Annotated in this window: 14 protein-coding genes; 11 read left to right on the plus strand and 3 right to left on the minus strand. The window is 54.7% G+C overall.

The window, feature by feature from the left end:
- Nucleotides 1-38 precede the first annotated feature (38 nt).
- From ACR0LZ_RS20080 to ACR0LZ_RS20100, 5 genes are read left to right on the plus strand one after another with little or no spacing between them, the layout of a single operon-like run.
- Nucleotides 39-1,136, plus strand: a complete 1,098-nt coding sequence (locus ACR0LZ_RS20080) for a M24 family metallopeptidase (protein ID WP_480751948.1) — start codon at nt 39-41, stop codon at nt 1,134-1,136.
- Complete coding sequence (locus ACR0LZ_RS20085; RefSeq protein WP_480751950.1) at nt 1,136-2,143, plus strand: ABC transporter permease subunit; 1,008 nt, start codon at nt 1,136-1,138, stop codon at nt 2,141-2,143. The genes ACR0LZ_RS20080 and ACR0LZ_RS20085 overlap by 1 nt, the downstream gene beginning before the upstream one ends.
- Nucleotides 2,143-3,048 (plus strand): ABC transporter permease subunit, encoded by a 906-nt coding sequence (locus ACR0LZ_RS20090; protein WP_480751951.1) that lies wholly within the window; start codon nt 2,143-2,145, stop codon nt 3,046-3,048. The genes ACR0LZ_RS20085 and ACR0LZ_RS20090 overlap by 1 nt, the downstream gene beginning before the upstream one ends.
- A 4-nt stretch (nt 3,049-3,052) precedes the next feature.
- Nucleotides 3,053-4,027, plus strand: a complete 975-nt coding sequence (locus ACR0LZ_RS20095) for an ABC transporter ATP-binding protein (RefSeq protein ID WP_480751953.1) — start codon at nt 3,053-3,055, stop codon at nt 4,025-4,027.
- Nucleotides 4,027-4,980 carry a dipeptide ABC transporter ATP-binding protein gene (locus tag ACR0LZ_RS20100; RefSeq protein WP_480751955.1) on the plus strand — a complete coding sequence of 318 codons (954 nt, stop codon included), beginning with the start codon at nt 4,027-4,029 and terminating at the stop codon, nt 4,978-4,980. Before ACR0LZ_RS20095 ends, ACR0LZ_RS20100 begins: the two co-directional genes overlap by 1 nt.
- A gap of 9 nt (nt 4,981-4,989) precedes the next feature.
- On the opposite strand, the gene ACR0LZ_RS20105 is transcribed toward ACR0LZ_RS20100, so the two are convergent.
- A complete protein-coding gene (locus ACR0LZ_RS20105; protein WP_480751956.1) occupies nt 4,990-5,661 on the minus strand; it encodes a GntR family transcriptional regulator in 672 nt (223 codons plus the stop codon).
- Between the two features lie 230 nt (nt 5,662-5,891).
- Here ACR0LZ_RS20105 and cysK point away from each other — a divergent pair, with 230 nt between their 5' ends.
- The 5 genes from cysK to ACR0LZ_RS20130 all read left to right on the plus strand — a co-directional run bounded on the left by cysK (nt 5,892) and on the right by ACR0LZ_RS20130 (nt 13,588).
- Entirely contained in the window at nt 5,892-6,878 is a 987-nt protein-coding gene (gene cysK / locus ACR0LZ_RS20110; RefSeq protein ID WP_480751957.1) for a cysteine synthase A, read from the plus strand.
- A gap of 589 nt (nt 6,879-7,467) precedes the next feature.
- Entirely contained in the window at nt 7,468-7,875 is a 408-nt protein-coding gene (locus ACR0LZ_RS20115) for a thioesterase family protein (protein WP_480751958.1), read from the plus strand.
- Between the two features lie 12 nt (nt 7,876-7,887).
- Nucleotides 7,888-10,641 carry a molybdopterin-dependent oxidoreductase gene (locus ACR0LZ_RS20120; RefSeq protein WP_480751960.1) on the plus strand — a complete coding sequence of 918 codons (2,754 nt, stop codon included), beginning with the start codon at nt 7,888-7,890 and terminating at the stop codon, nt 10,639-10,641.
- Nucleotides 10,638-12,221, plus strand: coding sequence for a DmsC/YnfH family molybdoenzyme membrane anchor subunit (locus ACR0LZ_RS20125; protein ID WP_480751961.1), 1,584 nt, complete (start codon nt 10,638-10,640; stop codon nt 12,219-12,221). The genes ACR0LZ_RS20120 and ACR0LZ_RS20125 overlap by 4 nt, the downstream gene beginning before the upstream one ends.
- Before the next feature lie 44 nt (nt 12,222-12,265).
- On the plus strand, nt 12,266-13,588 hold the full coding sequence (locus ACR0LZ_RS20130) for a phenylacetate--CoA ligase family protein (RefSeq protein ID WP_480751962.1): 1,323 nt from the start codon (nt 12,266-12,268) through the stop codon (nt 13,586-13,588).
- Nucleotides 13,589-13,667: 79 nt separating this feature from the next.
- On the opposite strand, the gene ACR0LZ_RS20135 is transcribed toward ACR0LZ_RS20130, so the two are convergent.
- A complete protein-coding gene (locus ACR0LZ_RS20135; protein ID WP_480751963.1) occupies nt 13,668-14,492 on the minus strand; it encodes a 2-oxoacid:ferredoxin oxidoreductase subunit beta in 825 nt (274 codons plus the stop codon).
- Nucleotides 14,489-16,231, minus strand: coding sequence for a 2-oxoacid:acceptor oxidoreductase subunit alpha (locus tag ACR0LZ_RS20140; protein ID WP_480751965.1), 1,743 nt, complete (start codon nt 16,229-16,231; stop codon nt 14,489-14,491). Before ACR0LZ_RS20140 ends, ACR0LZ_RS20135 begins: the two co-directional genes overlap by 4 nt.
- A 134-nt stretch (nt 16,232-16,365) precedes the next feature.
- Between ACR0LZ_RS20140 and had the strand changes: the two genes are divergently transcribed.
- Complete coding sequence (had, locus tag ACR0LZ_RS20145) at nt 16,366-17,430, plus strand: 6-hydroxycyclohex-1-ene-1-carbonyl-CoA dehydrogenase (protein WP_480751966.1); 1,065 nt, start codon at nt 16,366-16,368, stop codon at nt 17,428-17,430.
- Nucleotides 17,431-17,436: the final 6 nt, after the last annotated feature.

Below are 17,436 nucleotides of genomic sequence, written 5' to 3' on the forward strand. Positions count from 1 at the left end.
TGCGGCCCCGGTTCTTTTTGTCTGCGGAGACATAGCCAATGACTGATCGCCTTGCCGATTATCGTCAGGTTGCTCGCGATCTTTCGGTCGATGCGGTGGCCTTGGTGCCCGGGCCGAATTTCACGCGTGCACTTGGCCATAGTTTCATGAGCCATGAACGCCCATTCCTTGTCATCATCCCTGTACAAGGTAAACCTGCGGCCATTGTTCCTAATCTCGAACTGGACAGCTGGGATCTTGTGGCGTTCGAAGGCGACGTTTTTGATTGGAAAGATCAGACGGGGTATTATGATGCTTTTGCGGCTCTTGCAACGCAGCGACCAATCCAAAGGGTGGCCGTCGAAGGTCAAGTGATGCGCGTTTTCGTACATCATGCGTTGATGCAAGCCTATGAAGAACTGCAGATCATTGATGGGGAGCGTGAAATTTCAGGCTTGCGGATGATCAAGTCCGCCGAAGATATTGCTGCTCTCGAAACTGCAATCGCAATTTCGGAGCGGGCTTTGTTTCCTGTTCTGGAGAATGTGCAGATCGGGCAGACGGAGAAACAAGTTGAAGCCGCATTAATACACGCTCTTTTCGCAGAGGGGGCGGATGATATGGCTTTTTCACCTATTGTAGCGGCAGGAGAAAATACGGCCCTCCCGCATGCGCACGCTCGAGAAGATTACAAGATCAAAGCAGGTGATGCTTTGTTGTTCGATTTCGGTGCGAGGAAACATGGTTTTGCCGCCGACATAACTCGGACCGTATTCGTGAAGGAAGCCTCAGATGAGGCGCGAGATGTCTATAACACCGTCCTTGCCGCAAACATGAAGGGTCTCGAAGTGACCTGCGCCGGTGTAACCGCACATCAGATTGACGATGCGGTTACAGGCGTTTTGGAGGCATCGCCTTATGCAGATCGCATTCGCACCAAAACCGGTCATGGGCTGGGGCGAGATGTTCACGAGGCACCCTATGTCATGCGCGGCAATCACACGGTTCTTCCCGCTGGAACTGTGTATACGAATGAGCCCGGCCTCTATGCAGTAGGCAAATTCGGTGTCAGGATCGAAGACGATGTTCTGGTAACCGCAGACGGCTATCGCAGCCTTACAACCTTTCCAAAAGACCTCATGGTCGTGGGACGCTGATGCTACGCTATCTATTTGCAAGATTGGGAACGTTCATTCCGACTTTCATCGGAGTGACGCTGATTTCCTTCATGTTCATCCGGATTCTGCCTGGTGATCCCATTATTGTCATGGCCGGAGAACGCGGCATGACCGAAGAACGCTATCAGGAGATGGTGGAAAAACTCGGTTTCGACAAACCGGTCTGGCAACAATACTCCGATTATCTATTTGGCGTGATGCAGGGCGATCTGGGCGAAAGCTTCGTTACCAAGAAACCGGTTTGGGATGAGTTCTTTTCGCTGTTTCCGGCAACTCTGGAACTATCGATCTGTGCCATGATTTTTGCGGTCGCACTTGGTCTTCCCGCTGGAGTAATTGCCGCTGTGAACCGGGGTAAATTGTTCGACAGGCTGCTGATGTCATCGGCTTTGGTCGGCTACTCGATGCCGATCTTCTGGTGGGCACTGCTGTTGATTATCGTATTTTCGGGCAATCTGGGTTGGACGCCGGTTTCAGGCCGCATCGATTTGATATATTGGTTCGACAACGTAACTGGCCTGATGCTAGTTGACAGCTTGCTTTCGGGGCAGGAGGGCGCATTCAAGTCTGCCGTTCGTCACCTGATCTTGCCGACAATCGTTCTGGGGACAATTCCACTTGCGGTTATTGCGCGCCAGACCCGTTCGGCGATGCTTGAGGTGTTGGGCGAAGATTATATACGCACCGCCCGCGCAAAAGGTCTCAGCCCATCACGTATCAATGGTCTCCATGCGCTGCGCAACGCACTGATCCCGGTCATCACGGTGATCGGCCTTTCGGTCGGAACGCTATTGGCCGGCGCCATTTTGACCGAAACAATCTTTAGCTGGCCGGGTATCGGCAAGTGGATGGTCGACAGTATTTCACGCCGCGACTATCCCGTGGTGCAGGGCGGATTGTTGTTGATCGCAGTGATCGTAATGATCGTAAATCTAATCGTTGATGTGCTGTACGGTGTGATCAACCCCAAGATTAGGAAGCGGTAATGGCGATTCAGACAATTCAGTCACCGACTACCAGCCCGGAACGCCCAAATGCCGTGCGCGAGTTCTGGTACTATTTCCGCGAAAATCGCGGGGCAGTCATCGGTCTTTGGTTTTTTACCGCCTTTGTTTTGTGTGCGGCTCTGGCGCCATGGCTTGCGCCTTACGATCCGACGGAACAGTTTCGCGAACACATCTTGCAACCTCCCGTCTGGGCTGAAGGCGGAAGCTGGGAGTTTGTTCTGGGCACTGACCCGCTAGGGCGAGATATCCTCTCGCGCCTTATCGCCGGGTCGCGCTACTCGTTTTTTGTCGGCATCGTGGTTGTAACCATAGCAGCTTCGGGCGGAATCATTGTTGGTTTGCTCTCGGGCTTTGCGCCCAAATTCGTTGACACATTGATCATGCGGATCATGGATATCATCCTAGCCTTCCCGTCGCTGTTGCTGGCCCTGGTTCTGGTTGCGATCCTTGGTCCGTCGCTAACGAACGCCATGATTGCTATCGCGATCGTTTTGCTTCCGCATTATGTGCGCTTGACCCGCGCGCAAGCCATGTCAGAGCGGCAAAAAGACTATGTGACATCCGCGCAAGTAGCGGGCGCTGGTTTACCGCGTCTGATGTTCATAACCGTGCTGCCCAACTGCTTGGCTCCAATCATAGTACAGGCGGCGCTTTCGTTCTCGACTGCGATTCTAGACGCTGCGGCTCTGGGATTTCTTGGGATGGGTGCGCAGCCACCTACACCGGAATGGGGAACGATGCTGGCTGAGGCACGTGAATTCATTCTACGCGCATGGTGGGTCGTAACATTCCCCGGCCTTGCCATTCTCGTGACCGTACTCGCCATCAATCTTATGGGTGACGGCCTTCGCGACGCACTTGACCCGAAACTGAAGCGGAGCTGATGACATGAGCCTGTTGCGCATCCGCAATCTATCCGTCGATTTTGCCACTTCTTCGGGCCAGTTCCGGGCGGTGGACGGTGTTGACCTGACGCTCGACAAGGGAGAAATTCTGGCTATCGTCGGCGAAAGCGGTTCGGGCAAATCGGTTTCGATGCTTGCTCTGATGGGGCTTCTGCCCTGGACCGCAACGATCACCGCCGACGAAATGTCTTTTGAAGGTCTTGATTTGCGCGGGCTTTCTGCCCGAAACCGTCGCAAGATTATCGGTAAAGATCTGGCTATGATTTTTCAGGAGCCGATGTCATCACTCAACCCCTGCTTTACCGTGGGTTTCCAGATCAAAGAGGCATTGCGAATTCATTTGGGTCTGGACCGCAAGGCCTGCAAGCAACGCGCGATCGAGTTGTTCGACCAGGTTGGAATTCCGGCACCTGAAAGTCGGCTGAACGTGTTTCCGCATCAGATGTCGGGCGGCATGAACCAACGCGTGATGATCGCCATGGCGATCGCCTGTCGCCCCAAGCTGCTGATTGCAGACGAGCCGACAACTGCGCTTGATGTAACAATTCAAGCGCAAATACTTGACCTTCTGGTGTCGCTTCGGGAGGAGACAGGCATGGGGTTGGTTCTGATCACTCATGACATGGGTGTAGTTGCCGAAACGGCGGAGAGGGTGCAGGTTCAATATGCTGGGCAGAAGGTTGAGGAGCAGCCAGTCCGCGACCTGTTTCGCCACCCATATCACCCCTATACTGCGGCGCTTCTGGCAGCGCTTCCAGAGCGGGCAACTTCAAAGCTCTTGCCCTCGATCCCCGGCGTGGTGCCCGGTCAGTTTGACCGGCCAAAGGGATGTCTTTTTGCACCCCGCTGCCGCTATGCCGACGAAAAATGCAACACTGTACCGCCTAGCCCAGATCGAGCTGAATTCGGTCAAGCCCTGTGTCACTATGCTCTAACTGGCCAGAAGGAGACAGCCTGATGACCGCGCCAATCGTCAAAGCAGAAGGGCTTGCACGGTTCTATGAAGTCAAGGAGGGCTTTTTCGCGAAGGCCAAGATAGTCCGGGCACTGGCCGGAGTTGATTTCGAACTCGAGGCAGGTAAGACACTGGCTGTTGTGGGTGAATCCGGTTGCGGAAAGTCCACTCTGGCTCGACTTGTCACCATGATCGAGGAGCCTTCCTCGGGCCGCCTGGCTATCGACGGGAAGGAAGTGACCCCTGCCGTTTGGTCAGGGTTGCGCGAAACCGTTCAGATAGTGTTTCAGAACCCCTACGGTTCGCTCAACCCGCGCCAGAGAATCGGAACTATCCTGATGGAGCCGCTGGTTATCAATCGCCCCGACATTTCCGCTCGGGATCGAGAGGCGAAGGCACGGGAGATGATGGATCTGGTCGGGCTGCGCCCAGAACATTTCGACCGCTTTCCGCATATGTTTTCCGGTGGGCAGCGACAGCGCATCGCCATTGCTCGCGCATTGATGCTGGATCCACGCATTCTGGTACTGGATGAACCTGTCTCGGCTTTGGATGTATCGATTCAGAGCCAAATCCTAAACCTTCTGGTGGAATTGCAAGAACGACTTAATTTGGCTTATCTGTTCATCTCGCATGATCTGTCGGTGGTAAAACATTTCGCCGACGATGTGATCGTCATGTATTTGGGCCGTGCCGTCGAGAAAGCCAGCAAAGAGAATCTGTTTGCCGCACCCAGGCATCCTTATTCCAAGGCGCTTCTTTCAACCACCCCGCGTGCGGATCCGGAGGCAAAGAAAGACCGGATCAAGTTGGAGGGTGAATTGCCGTCCCCAATGAATGTTCCTCCCGGTTGTGCATTTGCACCGCGCTGTTGGAAGGCGACTGATGAGTGCCGCGCCCAAGCACCGCAGATGGAGGGCAATGCGCATCAAGTGGCCTGTTTCCATCCATTGTAAAAGCAATGGTCAGCTTTTGGTGAAGTTCCTGAGCTGCTGAGCCAGAGAATGCTTGGCGCCGAGTATATGCGCGGCCGTCAACTCACCCGCCGCCTTCGAGTCGCCACGTTGACAGGCATCCAGGATTGCCTGATGTTCGCGCGCCGCTCTCGAAAACCCATCGCTAAGTACCATCTGCGCCCTGAGAAAACGATCGATTCTGTCCATCGAGTTACTGATAACGCTCAAGTGGTAGGGCAGGCCGCTCGGTTCATATAAAGTCGCGTGAAAGCGCCTGTTTAGGTCACCATATTCCATCGCATCTGTTGTCTGGTTTGAAAGGGTTAGAAAAGACTGTGCTTCTTCCAAGATATTTTCTGACATGTTTGGAACGGCTTTGCGAATGATTTCGGGTTCCAGCAATGCTCGAAAGTCGAAAATCTCGCCTGCCTCATCCAGCGACATTCCTGCCACGACCGCGCCACGATAACGTTCGGTTTTGACCAGACCTTGTTGTTCCAGCATGGTCAACGCCTCGCGCACTGGTATACGGCTGGTGTTGAACAACTTGGCAATTTCATCCTGCCGCAACGGCTCGCCATCTTTCAAGGCGCCTTCAACGATCGCTTTGCGTATGGCATTGCACACGATTGTCGCCGTTGATGCAGTCTTGCCGATGTCAATCGCTGGAATCTTTGCCATTGTTCATTTCTTCAGGACCTACGGTTTGTCGCCCGATGCACGTTTCGGAAGCAGCTACAGGAAGCTGCTTCAAGATGCATATAATATTTTCGTAATACTTTCGGCAAATTTTGTGTGCCGGTGCCGCCTCAGAGACGCGGCATCTTAAGTTAACGTCCTTGCTAGACTCATGGTGCGATCTGTTTATGGTCGTTGGGAAACTCGACCGGCGCATTGCGAGGAGACAAGAAATGGATGCTAAACCCGCCACCATCAAACTCGACAAACCTGGTCGTGGTCGTATTTACGATTCGATTCTTGAAACGATCGGCAACACACCTTTGGTGCGACTCGGCCGTTTGGCCGAGCAAGCCGGCTGTCGAGCCGATGTGTTGGTCAAGTTGGAATGTTTCAATCCGATTTCCAGCGTCAAAGACCGCATCGCTGTTGCTATGCTTGAGGAGATGGAACAAGACGGCACCATAAAGCCCGGTAGTGTTATTGTTGAGCCAACATCGGGTAACACCGGTATCGGGCTCGCCTTTGCTTGCGCCGCAAAAGGGTATCGTTGCATCCTGACAATGCCCGACAGTTTTTCGATCGAGCGTCGTAAGCTCATGAAGTTCTTCGGCGCGGAACTGGTGTTGACCCCTCGTGAAAAAGGGATCAACGGCGCTATAGAGAAGGCCAATGAGATCATTGCCGAAACCGAAGGCGCAGTCATGCCATGGCAATTCGGCAATCCAGCCAATCCAGCCATACATCGCCGCACAACCGCTGAAGAGATTTGGGCGGATACTGGTGGTAAAGTGGACGTGGTAGTCATGGGCGTCGGAACTGGCGGCACGTTGACTGGCGTCGGACAAGTCCTCAAAGAACGCAAACCTGAAATAAGGATCATGGCGGTCGAGCCCGAGCTCAGCCAGGTTTTGTCAGGAGGAACACACTCACCTCACATGATTCAGGGTATCGGAGCAGGATTCGTACCCGATATTCTCGATATGGCATTGATCGATGAAGTCCTTTTGGCCAGCAATGACGATGCAATGAATACCGCCCGACGTGCTGCCCGGCTTGAAGGAATTCCGGCAGGTATATCGTCGGGAGCTGCTCTAGCTTGTGCTCTGCGAGTTGCAACAAGGGATGACATGGTGGGTAAAACTTTGGTCACCGTGCTCCCAAGCGCGTCGGAGCGCTATATATCAACGGCCTTGTTTGAAGGTTTGGGAGACGACTAATCTCGAAAACTTTGACCGGCCTTGGCCCCCCCTTTTCTATTCCACTCTGCGCCGAACTGAGTACCACGCACCCGCAAAGGTCATCGTAAGCGAGCTAAATGGGGTCAGCATGCATCTGCTTTGCGGATTGGGCCTGCTCTCAACCAGAATGTGGTAGTTTGCAGGGGCATTTCTCCGCGATTTAAACGATCATCCGAGGCCCTTCCATTTCCTTCACTTATGGTGGTGTCATTTTGGCGGTGTAGTTGGTTGTTACCGGATCCAAACACTTGCGGAACTTCCGCTAAACTGTCCTGAGCCGACTGCGGCAATACCCTCCGCCCTCTCTTCGAGCAGGATAGGAACTTTAGGGTCCTTGACGGTCGAACGCCTGCTCCAAGGTGATCATCATTATCCCACATAGATGAGCGGCACGGTCGCTGGGTTCAGATTCTGGTTCGGGATACCGCATTGAATTTGCACGGTGAACTTCCCTATGAGCTACGTGACCAGGGTGTTTCGTATGGGTGCCGACAAATACTATTGGAGTTTGATTTAAAAATCGGTAAGCTGGTACCAAAATACATTTATAACAGGAGGTGCCATTCCAATGTCGCAGGATCTCAACATCGGGACATCAACCTGCAGGTCAATAAAAGTGGATCAAGCCCGAACCATAGACTTCATGGGAGAAGACTGTCGAGTCTATGCGACACCCTCTCTGGTACGCGATATCGAGGATATCTGTCGGGATCTAATCGTCGAGCATGTGCCTGCGGGGCAAGATTCCGTCGGTACCGTTGTCTCGATTGCTCATACCTCACCCACGTTGCTGGGTATGGAGGCGACGATCACCGTCACCGTCACCAAAATTGATGGGCGAAGAGTTGTCTTTGACATCAGCGCGGCGGACTCAATCGACAGCATATGTAAAGGCCGCCATGAACGCTTCATCGTAGACGTAAACATGACCCGGGAAAAGCTCCGCCGGAAAACTGCCGCTCTGACGGAGAGTTGAGGAATTCGAGCCATGAGTATTTCATCGAGATCGGTGACCGAAAGCGTTCCATCTTATTGCTATCAGTGTGTTGCCGGGCCAGACCTGATGAAAGTTGACGTCATGGACGGCGTACCAGTCCAAGTTCGGCCGAACGGAGAGGCGGCTTTGGTACACCCTGCCCAAGGCAAGGTCTGCGTAAAGGCCTTTGGATTGATCCAGAAGACCAACAACCCCAATCGAATTCGGACCCCGATGATCCGCACCAATCCTAGAAAGGGCAGGGATCAAGACCCAGGTTTTCTGCCGGCTACTTGGGAAGAGGCGCTGAAACTGATCTGCGGCAAGCTTAACGAAGCCCGGGAAAAGGGCCTCAAGGATGAAAGCGGTTTCCCCCGAGTGGCAGCCAGTTTTGGCGGAGGCGGAACCTCCACTGTCTACATGGGCACCTTCCCGGCATTTCTAAAGGCGTGGGGACCCATCGACATGAGCTTTGGCAGTGGACAAGGCGTCAAATGTTATCATTCTGAGCACTTGTACGGTGAGTTCTGGCACAGGGCGTTCACAGTGTCCCCGGATACGCCGTTGGTCGAGATGATCATTTCTTTTGGTGCCAATGTCGAGGCCTCAGGCGGGGTCTGCGGCGTCCGCCGTCATGCGGATGCCCGGGACCGCGGCGTCAAACGAGTTCAGGTCGAACCGCATCTTTCAGTTACTGGCGCTTGCTCCGCAGAATGGGTGCCAATTCGCCCAAAAACGGATCCGGCCTTTATGTTCGCGCTACTGCACGTGTTACTACACGAGGTTGAGCGGCATCAGTTGGATGTATCTTTCCTGAAAGAACGCACCTCCTCACCCTATCTGGTGGCGCCAAACGGATTTTATCTCCGAGACCCAGAAACTCAAAAGCCCCTAATTTGGGATGTCAGATCGAAGCGCGCAGTTGTGTTTGATACTCAGGATACTGATCCGGCGTTGGACGGAGAATTTGTGATCTCCGGCCTGGAAATCGGACCGGATGACAAAAAGTGGTTGCATGACGATGTGACCTGCAAGACTGCCTTTTCCCATCTCGCCGATCATATCAAACCCTACAGCCCAGAATGGGCAGCTGAAATTTGCGATGTGTCAGCTGCGACGATCCGCAAAACAGCGTTGGATTATCTTGCGCACGCCCATGTAGGTGAAACGATCGAGATCGATGGGCGAATGATGCCGTTCCGGCCTGTTGCGATCTCGTTAGGCAAAACCGTTAGCAACGGATGGGGCGGATATGAATGCGCCTGGGCCCGTACGTTGATGGCAGTTCTGATTGGTGGTCTGGAAGTGCCTGGCGGCACCTTGGGAACCACGGTTCGGTTGAACCGCCCGGCGGACAACAGATGGTCCAGCGTCGTTCCCGGTCCGGACGGGTTCATGAATTACCCGATGAATCCGACCCGCAAAGGTGAGTTCCTTGAAAACTCAGGATCACGCCATGCGCACAGTACGCTTATTCCGCTGGCCGCGAATTCTCCATGGTCACAGGCGCTCGGGCCGACGCATTTGGCATGGATGGCGCAAATGCAGGGATTCGAGCATCTACCGACGCCAACACTCCCGGATGTGTGGTTTGTTTATCGGACCAACCCGGTCATTTCCTTTTGGGACACCGCCGCTATCGGCGATGTGATCGCGAAATTCCCGTTTACCGTCTGTTTTGCTTACACAAATGACGAAACCAACCACATGGCCGATGTGTTATTGCCGGAATGCACCGACCTTGAAGGATTGCAGTTGATACGGATCGGGGGCTCGAAATACGTTGAGCAGTTTTGGGAGCATCAGGGCTTTGCGCTTCGCAGTCCGGCATCGAAACCAATGGGAGAGGCGCGGGATTTTACGTGGATTGCAACTCAACTGGCAAAAGGCACGGGACTGCTTGAAGAATACAACAGTGCCATCAACAAGGGCGCCGCCGGGGTTCGGTTGTTCGGTCAGAACTATGACTTTTCGCTAGATTCCACTGACGAACATTCTGTTGAGGACATTTGGGACAAGGCCTGTCGCGCTGCCAGTGCAGAGCTTACGGACGGGGCTGAAAGTCAAGGCTTGGACTACTATCGCAAGCATGGTTTCCGCACCGTACCTTTCGCCAAGGAGCGCTGGTACCTTTATCCTGCGATGGTGGAGAAGGGCCTGAGGTTCGAACTGCCCTATCAGGAGCGCTTGTTACGCATTGGACAAGAACTGAGCACCAGATTGCACGAAATGGGCATTACCTGGTGGGACCGGCAACTGAAAGAATACGAAGCGTTGCCTCATTTCCAAGACCTCCAGAACATATGGGAGCGGGCGATCGAGGCGCAATACAGTGTCAAAATCGGTGATTATCCGTTCTGGCTGCTTTCGACGCGGTCAATGCAGTATTCCTGGGGCGGAAATGTCGGCATCCAGATGATCCACGAGGTCGCATCCAATGTAGCGGGCCACGGCGGTGTGGTCATGAACCCGCAGGCAGCCGCAAGATTGGGACTGTCCGAGGGCGACCGGGTCGAAGTGTACTCGCCGGTGGGCAGTACGAATGGCGCGGTAATACTGCGCAATGGAATTCGTCCCGACACGCTGCTCATGATAGGTCAGTTCGATCATTGGAAAACGCCTTTTGCAAAAGATCTGAAAACACCCAGCATGAACGGCTTGGTTCCGATGTCGCTGGATCTGACAGATGCGACTGGTTCGGGTGCCGATCTTGTTCGGGTGGCAGTCAAAAAAGTGGAGAATGATGTCGCGAGGACGGGAAGATGACAACCTGGACCATAGTCGCTGACCTCAATCGCTGTGTCGGCTGTCAGACCTGCACATCGGCTTGCAAGCACGAAAACGCAACCGCGCCGGGTGTACAATGGCGCAAGGTTCTGGATTTCGAAACCGGCGAATATCCGGAGGTCCACAGGGCATTTCTGCCAGTTGGGTGCATGCACTGCAAAAGCCCGTCTTGTCTGGACGCCTGTCCATCGACAGCAACGCGCAAGCGGGAGGATGGCATAGTCACGATTGACTATGATCTGTGTATCGGTTGTGCGTTTTGCGCGGTGGCCTGCCCGTATCAGGCCCGTTTCCGTGTTGACAAGCCGACCTCGGCTTATGGTGGAAAACCGATGCGACACGAAACCAAGCGCGAGGACCTGTCTCGGCTGGGTGTATCGCAGAAATGCACGTTTTGCGTCGACCGCATTGATGCTGGGCTCGCCGCTGGATTGGTTCCTGGTGTAGATATGGAAGCGACGCCCGCATGTGTGGCGTCCTGTATCTCTGGTGCATTGCAAATGGGCGATCTGGACGAGCCGGAAAGCAATGTCTCGATGCTTCTGCGCACCAATCGGCATTTCCGGATGCACGAATACCTCGGGAACGGCCCCAATATATACTACCTGTACGATGGCGACATCAGCGAGGTCTGCTTGCCGGATGACGTGTCGATGGTGGCAGAACCAGTAGGGCTGGCTTCGGTGTCTCCGAAGTTGCAGACATACTGGGACTGGCGCGCGGCCGTAAATTTCATATGCGGTGGAGCCGGAACCGGACTGTTTGCTGCAGCAATGGTTGCGGGGTTGTTTGGATCGCTGCTTTGGCCCGCAATCATTGCCGCAATGCTCATGGTTGCGATCGGTCTGCTGTGCATATGGTTCGAGATTGGTCGACCGTGGCGGTTCTTGAACGTGTTTCTTAATGCCCGGACAAGCTGGATGACCCGCGAGGCGATGGCAGCGGTGCCATTCTTTGGATTTGGTGGGCTGTCATGGCTCTTGGGTTCGCCGGCTCTTGGGGAATTGGCGGCCATAAGTGGGCTTTTCTTTCTCTATTGCCAGGCCCGCATCCTGCGCGCCGCGAAAGGAATTCCAGCTTGGCGTCACCCTGCCGTCGAACCACTGATCCTGGCGTCCGGGTTGGCTGAAGGTATCGGAGTTTTCACGGTTCTGCTACTTGCCTTCGAGACAACACCGGAAGTTCACAGCGGCGTTGCAATAGCGCTTCTGATGCTGGTCGGAACACGCTTTGCCGCTTGGCGCCGGTATCGGGCCAAACTTGGTAGAAGTGGAGCCCCGGTCGGAGCGTTCAAGGCCCTCGACGAGGTGGGGGCTGGGCTGTCTGCCCTTCCGCAGGCTCTGTTCGCGGGGCTGGCGCTTTTGTCTGTTGCTGTCCCTTTGGTGCAAGGACCGGTGCTCGCTTTGGCAGGTCTCGGCGCGGCCGCAACCGGTTGGGCCTTCAAATTTGCCCTCATTACTAGGGCGGCATTCACCCAAGGTTACGCGATCAACAAGATGCCGGCACGAGGTGCGGGCAAGAGCAGCCCCGGCATCCAACCGGGTTGGCAAAAAGCCTGATCCGGAAGGCCGGAGCAGGTCGTGGTTCAGGGAGGAACGTCAACATGTTGACACTAAACCAAAATGACCCGGGCTTCATGTTCAACCGACCGGCAGAGACATTGTCGCGTGGTAGAATTTCCGAAATGCAATTGGAACGCCTGCGTTGGACGCTGGAGCGCGCATTTACTACTGTGCCCCACTACCGCGAGACATTCGACAAGGCCGGCGTCACACCCGCAGATCTCAAGAAGCTAAAAGACATCCGGAATTTTCCATTTACGGTGAAAACCGATCTGCGGAACAACTACCCGTTCAAATTGTTTTCCATGCCCTTGGAAAAGATGGCGCGCATTCATGCGTCCTCTGGTACCACGGGTCAGCCAACCGTAGTGGGATATTCCTCCGGAGACCTGAACCGTTGGTCGGACTTGATGGCGCGTTCAATGGCGGCGGCGGGCATTCGTCCGGGTGATCTGGTGCATAACGCATATGGTTATGGCCTTTTCACGGGCGGCTTGGGCGCTCACTATGGCGCTGAACGGTTGGGGTGTGTGGTCGTACCGGTGTCGGGTGGCGGTACGGAACGGCAAGTAACATTGCTCCGAGACTTTGGCGCGCGCGTCCTGTGTTCGACACCTTCCTATGCGCTGAATATTGCTGAAGTTGCCGAGAAAATGGGGGTCGATGTCGCCACCCTACCTATTCAACGCGGATTGTTTGGCGCTGAACCCTGGACCAACGAATTGCGCGCGGAACTGGATATGCGCCTGGGCATCAAGGCGGTCGATATCTACGGTCTGTCAGAGATCATGGGGCCGGGTGTCGCCTGTGAGTGCGATATTGAGCGCAATGGCCTTCACGGATGGGAGGATCACTTCCTGTTCGAGATTATCGACCCTGAAACAGAAGAGCCGTTGCCATTGGGAGAAACCGGTGAATTGGTGATCACGACCTTGACCAAGGAAGCGATGCCGATGATCCGTTACCGTACCCGTGACATCACCCGGCTAAGCGACGAACCCTGTGCTTGTGGGCGGACGCATGTACGAATTTTGCGGGTAGATGGCCGAAATGACGACATGATGATCATACGGGGCGTAAACGTCTATCCATCACAGGTGGAGGCTGTGCTTTTGGGCTTTGATGGTCTAGCGCCACATTATCAGATCAAGTTGTACAAGGATGGTCCGCTTGACGCGATGAAACTTGAAGTTGAAGTATCACCCGCTTTTTCGCAAGACCCACAATCCAGGGAACGGAAATCAGCGGAGGTCCGGCATCACATTAAATCGACCATCGGCGTAAGTTGCGACGTAACCGTGATGAAGCCGGGAGAAATCCCAAGATCAGAAGGCAAGGCTGTACGAGTTCTGGATATGCGCTGAACACTACTCGATGGTTTACGTTAACAACAAAACTGGAGCCACAAAAAATGTGATTCCGGTTTTCCGTCATTCTCGGAAGTCAGATCTCGAAAGCCTTCTCTAGCCGGGAAAGGTCGTGTTCCTTGTTTGAAGCGCTCGCAAAATAGGGCCTGCGCCTGCCCCGGTAAAGAATGCCGGTATTCATGCCGTCGTCAGTCATGATGCGCCGGGCTGCACGGGCCGGGTCGTCGGTTTCGGGGACGCTGGCAACATGGACCTGTTTTTTCCATTTCCGCTCATCCGGCCGGAAGGTCACGCAAGGGCTGAGGATTTCGACAAATGAGAATCCGGGATGGTTGATCGCCTCGACGATGGTTTGCGTGCAGGCCTTAATGTCGCCAGAAAACTCACGGGCGACGAAATTCGCGCCCGAGGCCAGCGCGATTACCAATGGATGGAAGGGTGACAGGCCGGTGCCCCCGGGAGACAACGCGCTGTCCCAGTCAGGTTCGGTCGTCGGCGATGGCTGCCCCTTGGTCATGCCGTAAACACGGTTGTCCATGACGACATAGGTCATATCCACGTTGCGACGGCACGCATGCAGGAAATGATTGCCGCCAATCGAGAATCCATCGCCGTCTCCACTCATCGCCATCACGGTCAGGTCGGGGCGCGCAACCTTGAGGCCCGCAGCAACAGCTAGCGAGCGGCCGTGAACCCCGTGAAAACCATAGCAGTTGGTATAGGCCGGAATCCGCGAAGAACAGCCTATCCCGGATATGACGGCGATTTCTTCTGGTGGTCGCCCGAGTTTAGCCAATGCCTTGGTGATGGACATCAGAACATGAAAATCGCCACAGCCGGGGCACCAGATCGGATTGATGTCTGATTTGTAGTCGCTCGCTTTGAAACAGGGCGCGTTCATTGTGCATTCCATTCCTGAATCCGGGTAACAATTTCGTCGGGGCCGATGGTATACGGCCCCTCGCGGTTTAGCTTCTTTACGTCGAACTTCAGATCAATATGCGCCCTTACGTGACGATAAAACTGACCCGAGAAACTCTGCTCCACAAACAGGACGCGTTTCGCCCCCTGCAGAGCCTTTTCCAGAGCATTGACCGGAAAGGGCGATATCTGCCGCAGAGCAACCAGCCGAACGGGAATCTCTTTTTCGGTTAATGCATCGACAGCTTCGCGCGCCGCGCCGGTCAGCGATCCCCAAGTCAGGACTACAGTAGTGGCGCTGCTGTCACCCTCGGTAACGCCCCAAAAGTCGCCATAGTCAAAACCTTCGATCTTGTTTCGGCGCTTCTCCATCTGTTGCTGCTGATCGAGTCTTGCCGAAGAAGGAGCGCCGCGTTCGGTATGCGTCAACCCATCAGCTGTGTACTGACCACCCGATTGACCCGGGATTGACATAGGGGAAACTCCGTCAGCGGTCACCGCGTAGCGTCTGAAGATACGCTCTGTCTCTGACAATATCTTTCGACGGGTCAAAAAACTGACCTCTGCCGGTTTTTCGATCAGTACCCGTGACTGCCCGATGGATTGGTCCGACAACACTATAACTGGCGACTGCAGTGTTTCTGCAATATGGACCGCCCACTGCGAGGTAAAGAGGCAATCCGCGACGCTGAGCGGGGCAACGACCACATGATCCGCGTCACCGTGAAAGCCGTAGACGGCAATATTGAGATCTGATTGTTCCGACTTGGTGGCAATACCGGTCGAGGGTCCGACCCGCATGACATCGACGACGACGATCGGAGTTTCGGACGCTGCTGCCAGGCCCAGGCTTTCCATCATCAGTGAAAGTCCTGGTCCAGAAGTGGCGGTGATCGACGGAAGACCACCGAAAGAGGCCCCGATGATCATGTTGATAGACGCCAGTTCGTCTTCGGCCTGTACCAGAGTGCCTCCAATTGAAGCGAGAGCTGGGGCAAGATACTCCAAGACTTCGGTCGCTGGTGTGATCGGGTAAGCCGCAGCAAAGCGAATTCCGCCGCGAAGAGCACCGAGACCAACTGCTTCGTTTCCTGTGATCAGCCAGCGGTCAGTTGTATTATTCCTCGGTTTGGCCAGCGAAAGCTTCCGGCAGAACTGCTTCGCGCTCTCGATCCCCAATTGAATGCAGGCACCACCGTCTTCAATCGCAATCTCTCCCTTGCTGCCGAGCCTTGATGAAACGACTTTCAACACTTCATCCAATGGCAGGCCGATCAATTCCGAAACAAGACCGACCGAGACCATGTTCTCACGCCCGCCGGGTAGCGATTTTGCAAGCTCACCGATTGGGCACTGCAGGATAGTGCAATCTGTCTCGCGCACGGCCTTGGGTGGTTCTCCGGCCGCAGGATCACAGATCACCAATCCACCGGTCGCCACCGGCATGGCGCTGATGAAACGATCAGCATTTTTCCAATCGATGGCAACGAGGATATCGAACTGTTTTGACATGCAGGCGGCAGGTTCGGTCGAGAGCCGCACGAGTGCTGCCGCCTCACCGCCGCGAATTTGCGGTCCGACCGAACGGTTCAACAACCCATACCAGCCTGCCTTGCCGGCAGCTTCCAGCAAGATGGCTCCGGCAGTTATGGCGCCGGCACCTCCGCTGCCGACAATTGCAAAGGATATGTTTCTCGCATTTACAGAGGGCACATTCATTATCGGTCCTATCTGCGTTCCGGTGTGGCGATATTCTTGGTTGACCTAAAATCGGTAATAAGGTACCAATTTACAGTATTAAAGATCATAAGCGCTGTCAACAAATTGCGTGGATCGAGTACAGGAGGATCAGGATGCCAACTCGCTGGATGATGATTTCGCCGGGAGAACCGCTGGAGAAAGTCCAGTTCGATCTCGTAAAACCAGATGCTGGCGAAGTTTTGGTCGAAGTGTCGGGATGTGGGGTGTGTCACACCGATCTGGGTTATTTCTATGATGGGGTGCGCACCAATCACGATTTGCCTCTGGCCCTGGGGCACGAGATCAGCGGAACTGTTGTCGATGCCGGCGAGGGGGCGGAACAGTGGGTTGGTGAAACCGTAATCGTGCCAGCTGTCATGCCTTGCGGCGAGTGCGATTTGTGCCGCCGAGGCAAAGGCACAATCTGCAGGGCACAGAAAATGCCTGGCAATGATATTCAGGGAGGGTTTGCTAGCCACATCGTCGTTCCCGCTCGGGGGTTGTGTCCGGTGGACCTCGACAGGTTAAGTGCCGTAGGGCTGGGTCTGGCGGATGTTTCGGTAGTTGCTGATGCTTTGACGACACCATATCAGGCTGCGGTACAGGCCGGGGTATCCGAAGGCGACCTTGTAATTGTGAATGGCGTTGGCGGCGTCGGCGGCTATGCCGTCCAGGTGGCCAATGCACTCGGTGCCACAGTGGTCGCAATTGACGTCGTGACTGAAAAGCTGGAAGCAGTTAGCGAATACGGCGCTAAGTTGACCCTGAACGCCCGCGAATATGATGCGCGAAGTCTCAAGAAGACGATCCAGGAATTTGCAGCAAAAAATGCACTGAGGCCAACCGAGTGGATCATTATGGAATGCTCGGGGACAGCTGCAGGTCAAGCTGTGGCATTCAGCTTGCTGAATCATGGTGGGACAATGTGCGTGGTGGGTTTCACCATGGACAAACTCGAGGTCCGCCTATCGAACCTGATGGCGTTCCATGCTCGTCTTCTCGGCAACTGGGGGTGCCCACCAGAATTGTATCCAGGCGCGTTGGAACTCGTGATGAGCGGCAAGGTCAAGTTGATGCCGTTTGTTGAGCAGCGGTCGCTGAGCGAAATCAACGATGTATTCAAAGCCGTCCACGATGGGAAGGTCACCCGGCGTCAAATCCTCGTGCCCGAGATGTAAAGGAGA

It is taken from the genome of Ruegeria sp. CI1 (genome assembly GCF_056536925.1).

Bases quoted from the DNA above. Each gene is read 5' to 3' on its own strand.
- ACR0LZ_RS20080 (WP_480751948.1), top strand. From the start codon at position 39: ATGACTGATCGCCTTGCCGATTATCGTCAGGTTGCTCGCGATCTTTCG.
- ACR0LZ_RS20085 (WP_480751950.1), top strand. From the start codon at position 1,136: ATGCTACGCTATCTATTTGCAAGATTGGGAACGTTCATTCCGACTTTC.
- ACR0LZ_RS20090 (WP_480751951.1), top strand. From the start codon at position 2,143: ATGGCGATTCAGACAATTCAGTCACCGACTACCAGCCCGGAACGCCCA.
- ACR0LZ_RS20095 (WP_480751953.1), top strand. From the start codon at position 3,053: ATGAGCCTGTTGCGCATCCGCAATCTATCCGTCGATTTTGCCACTTCT.
- ACR0LZ_RS20100 (WP_480751955.1), top strand. From the start codon at position 4,027: ATGACCGCGCCAATCGTCAAAGCAGAAGGGCTTGCACGGTTCTATGAA.
- ACR0LZ_RS20105 (WP_480751956.1), bottom strand. From the start codon at position 5,661: ATGGCAAAGATTCCAGCGATTGACATCGGCAAGACTGCATCAACGGCG.
- cysK (WP_480751957.1), top strand. From the start codon at position 5,892: ATGGATGCTAAACCCGCCACCATCAAACTCGACAAACCTGGTCGTGGT.
- ACR0LZ_RS20115 (WP_480751958.1), top strand. From the start codon at position 7,468: ATGTCGCAGGATCTCAACATCGGGACATCAACCTGCAGGTCAATAAAA.
- ACR0LZ_RS20120 (WP_480751960.1), top strand. From the start codon at position 7,888: ATGAGTATTTCATCGAGATCGGTGACCGAAAGCGTTCCATCTTATTGC.
- ACR0LZ_RS20125 (WP_480751961.1), top strand. From the start codon at position 10,638: ATGACAACCTGGACCATAGTCGCTGACCTCAATCGCTGTGTCGGCTGT.
- ACR0LZ_RS20130 (WP_480751962.1), top strand. From the start codon at position 12,266: ATGTTGACACTAAACCAAAATGACCCGGGCTTCATGTTCAACCGACCG.
- ACR0LZ_RS20135 (WP_480751963.1), bottom strand. From the start codon at position 14,492: ATGAACGCGCCCTGTTTCAAAGCGAGCGACTACAAATCAGACATCAAT.
- ACR0LZ_RS20140 (WP_480751965.1), bottom strand. From the start codon at position 16,231: ATGAATGTGCCCTCTGTAAATGCGAGAAACATATCCTTTGCAATTGTC.
- had (WP_480751966.1), top strand. From the start codon at position 16,366: ATGCCAACTCGCTGGATGATGATTTCGCCGGGAGAACCGCTGGAGAAA.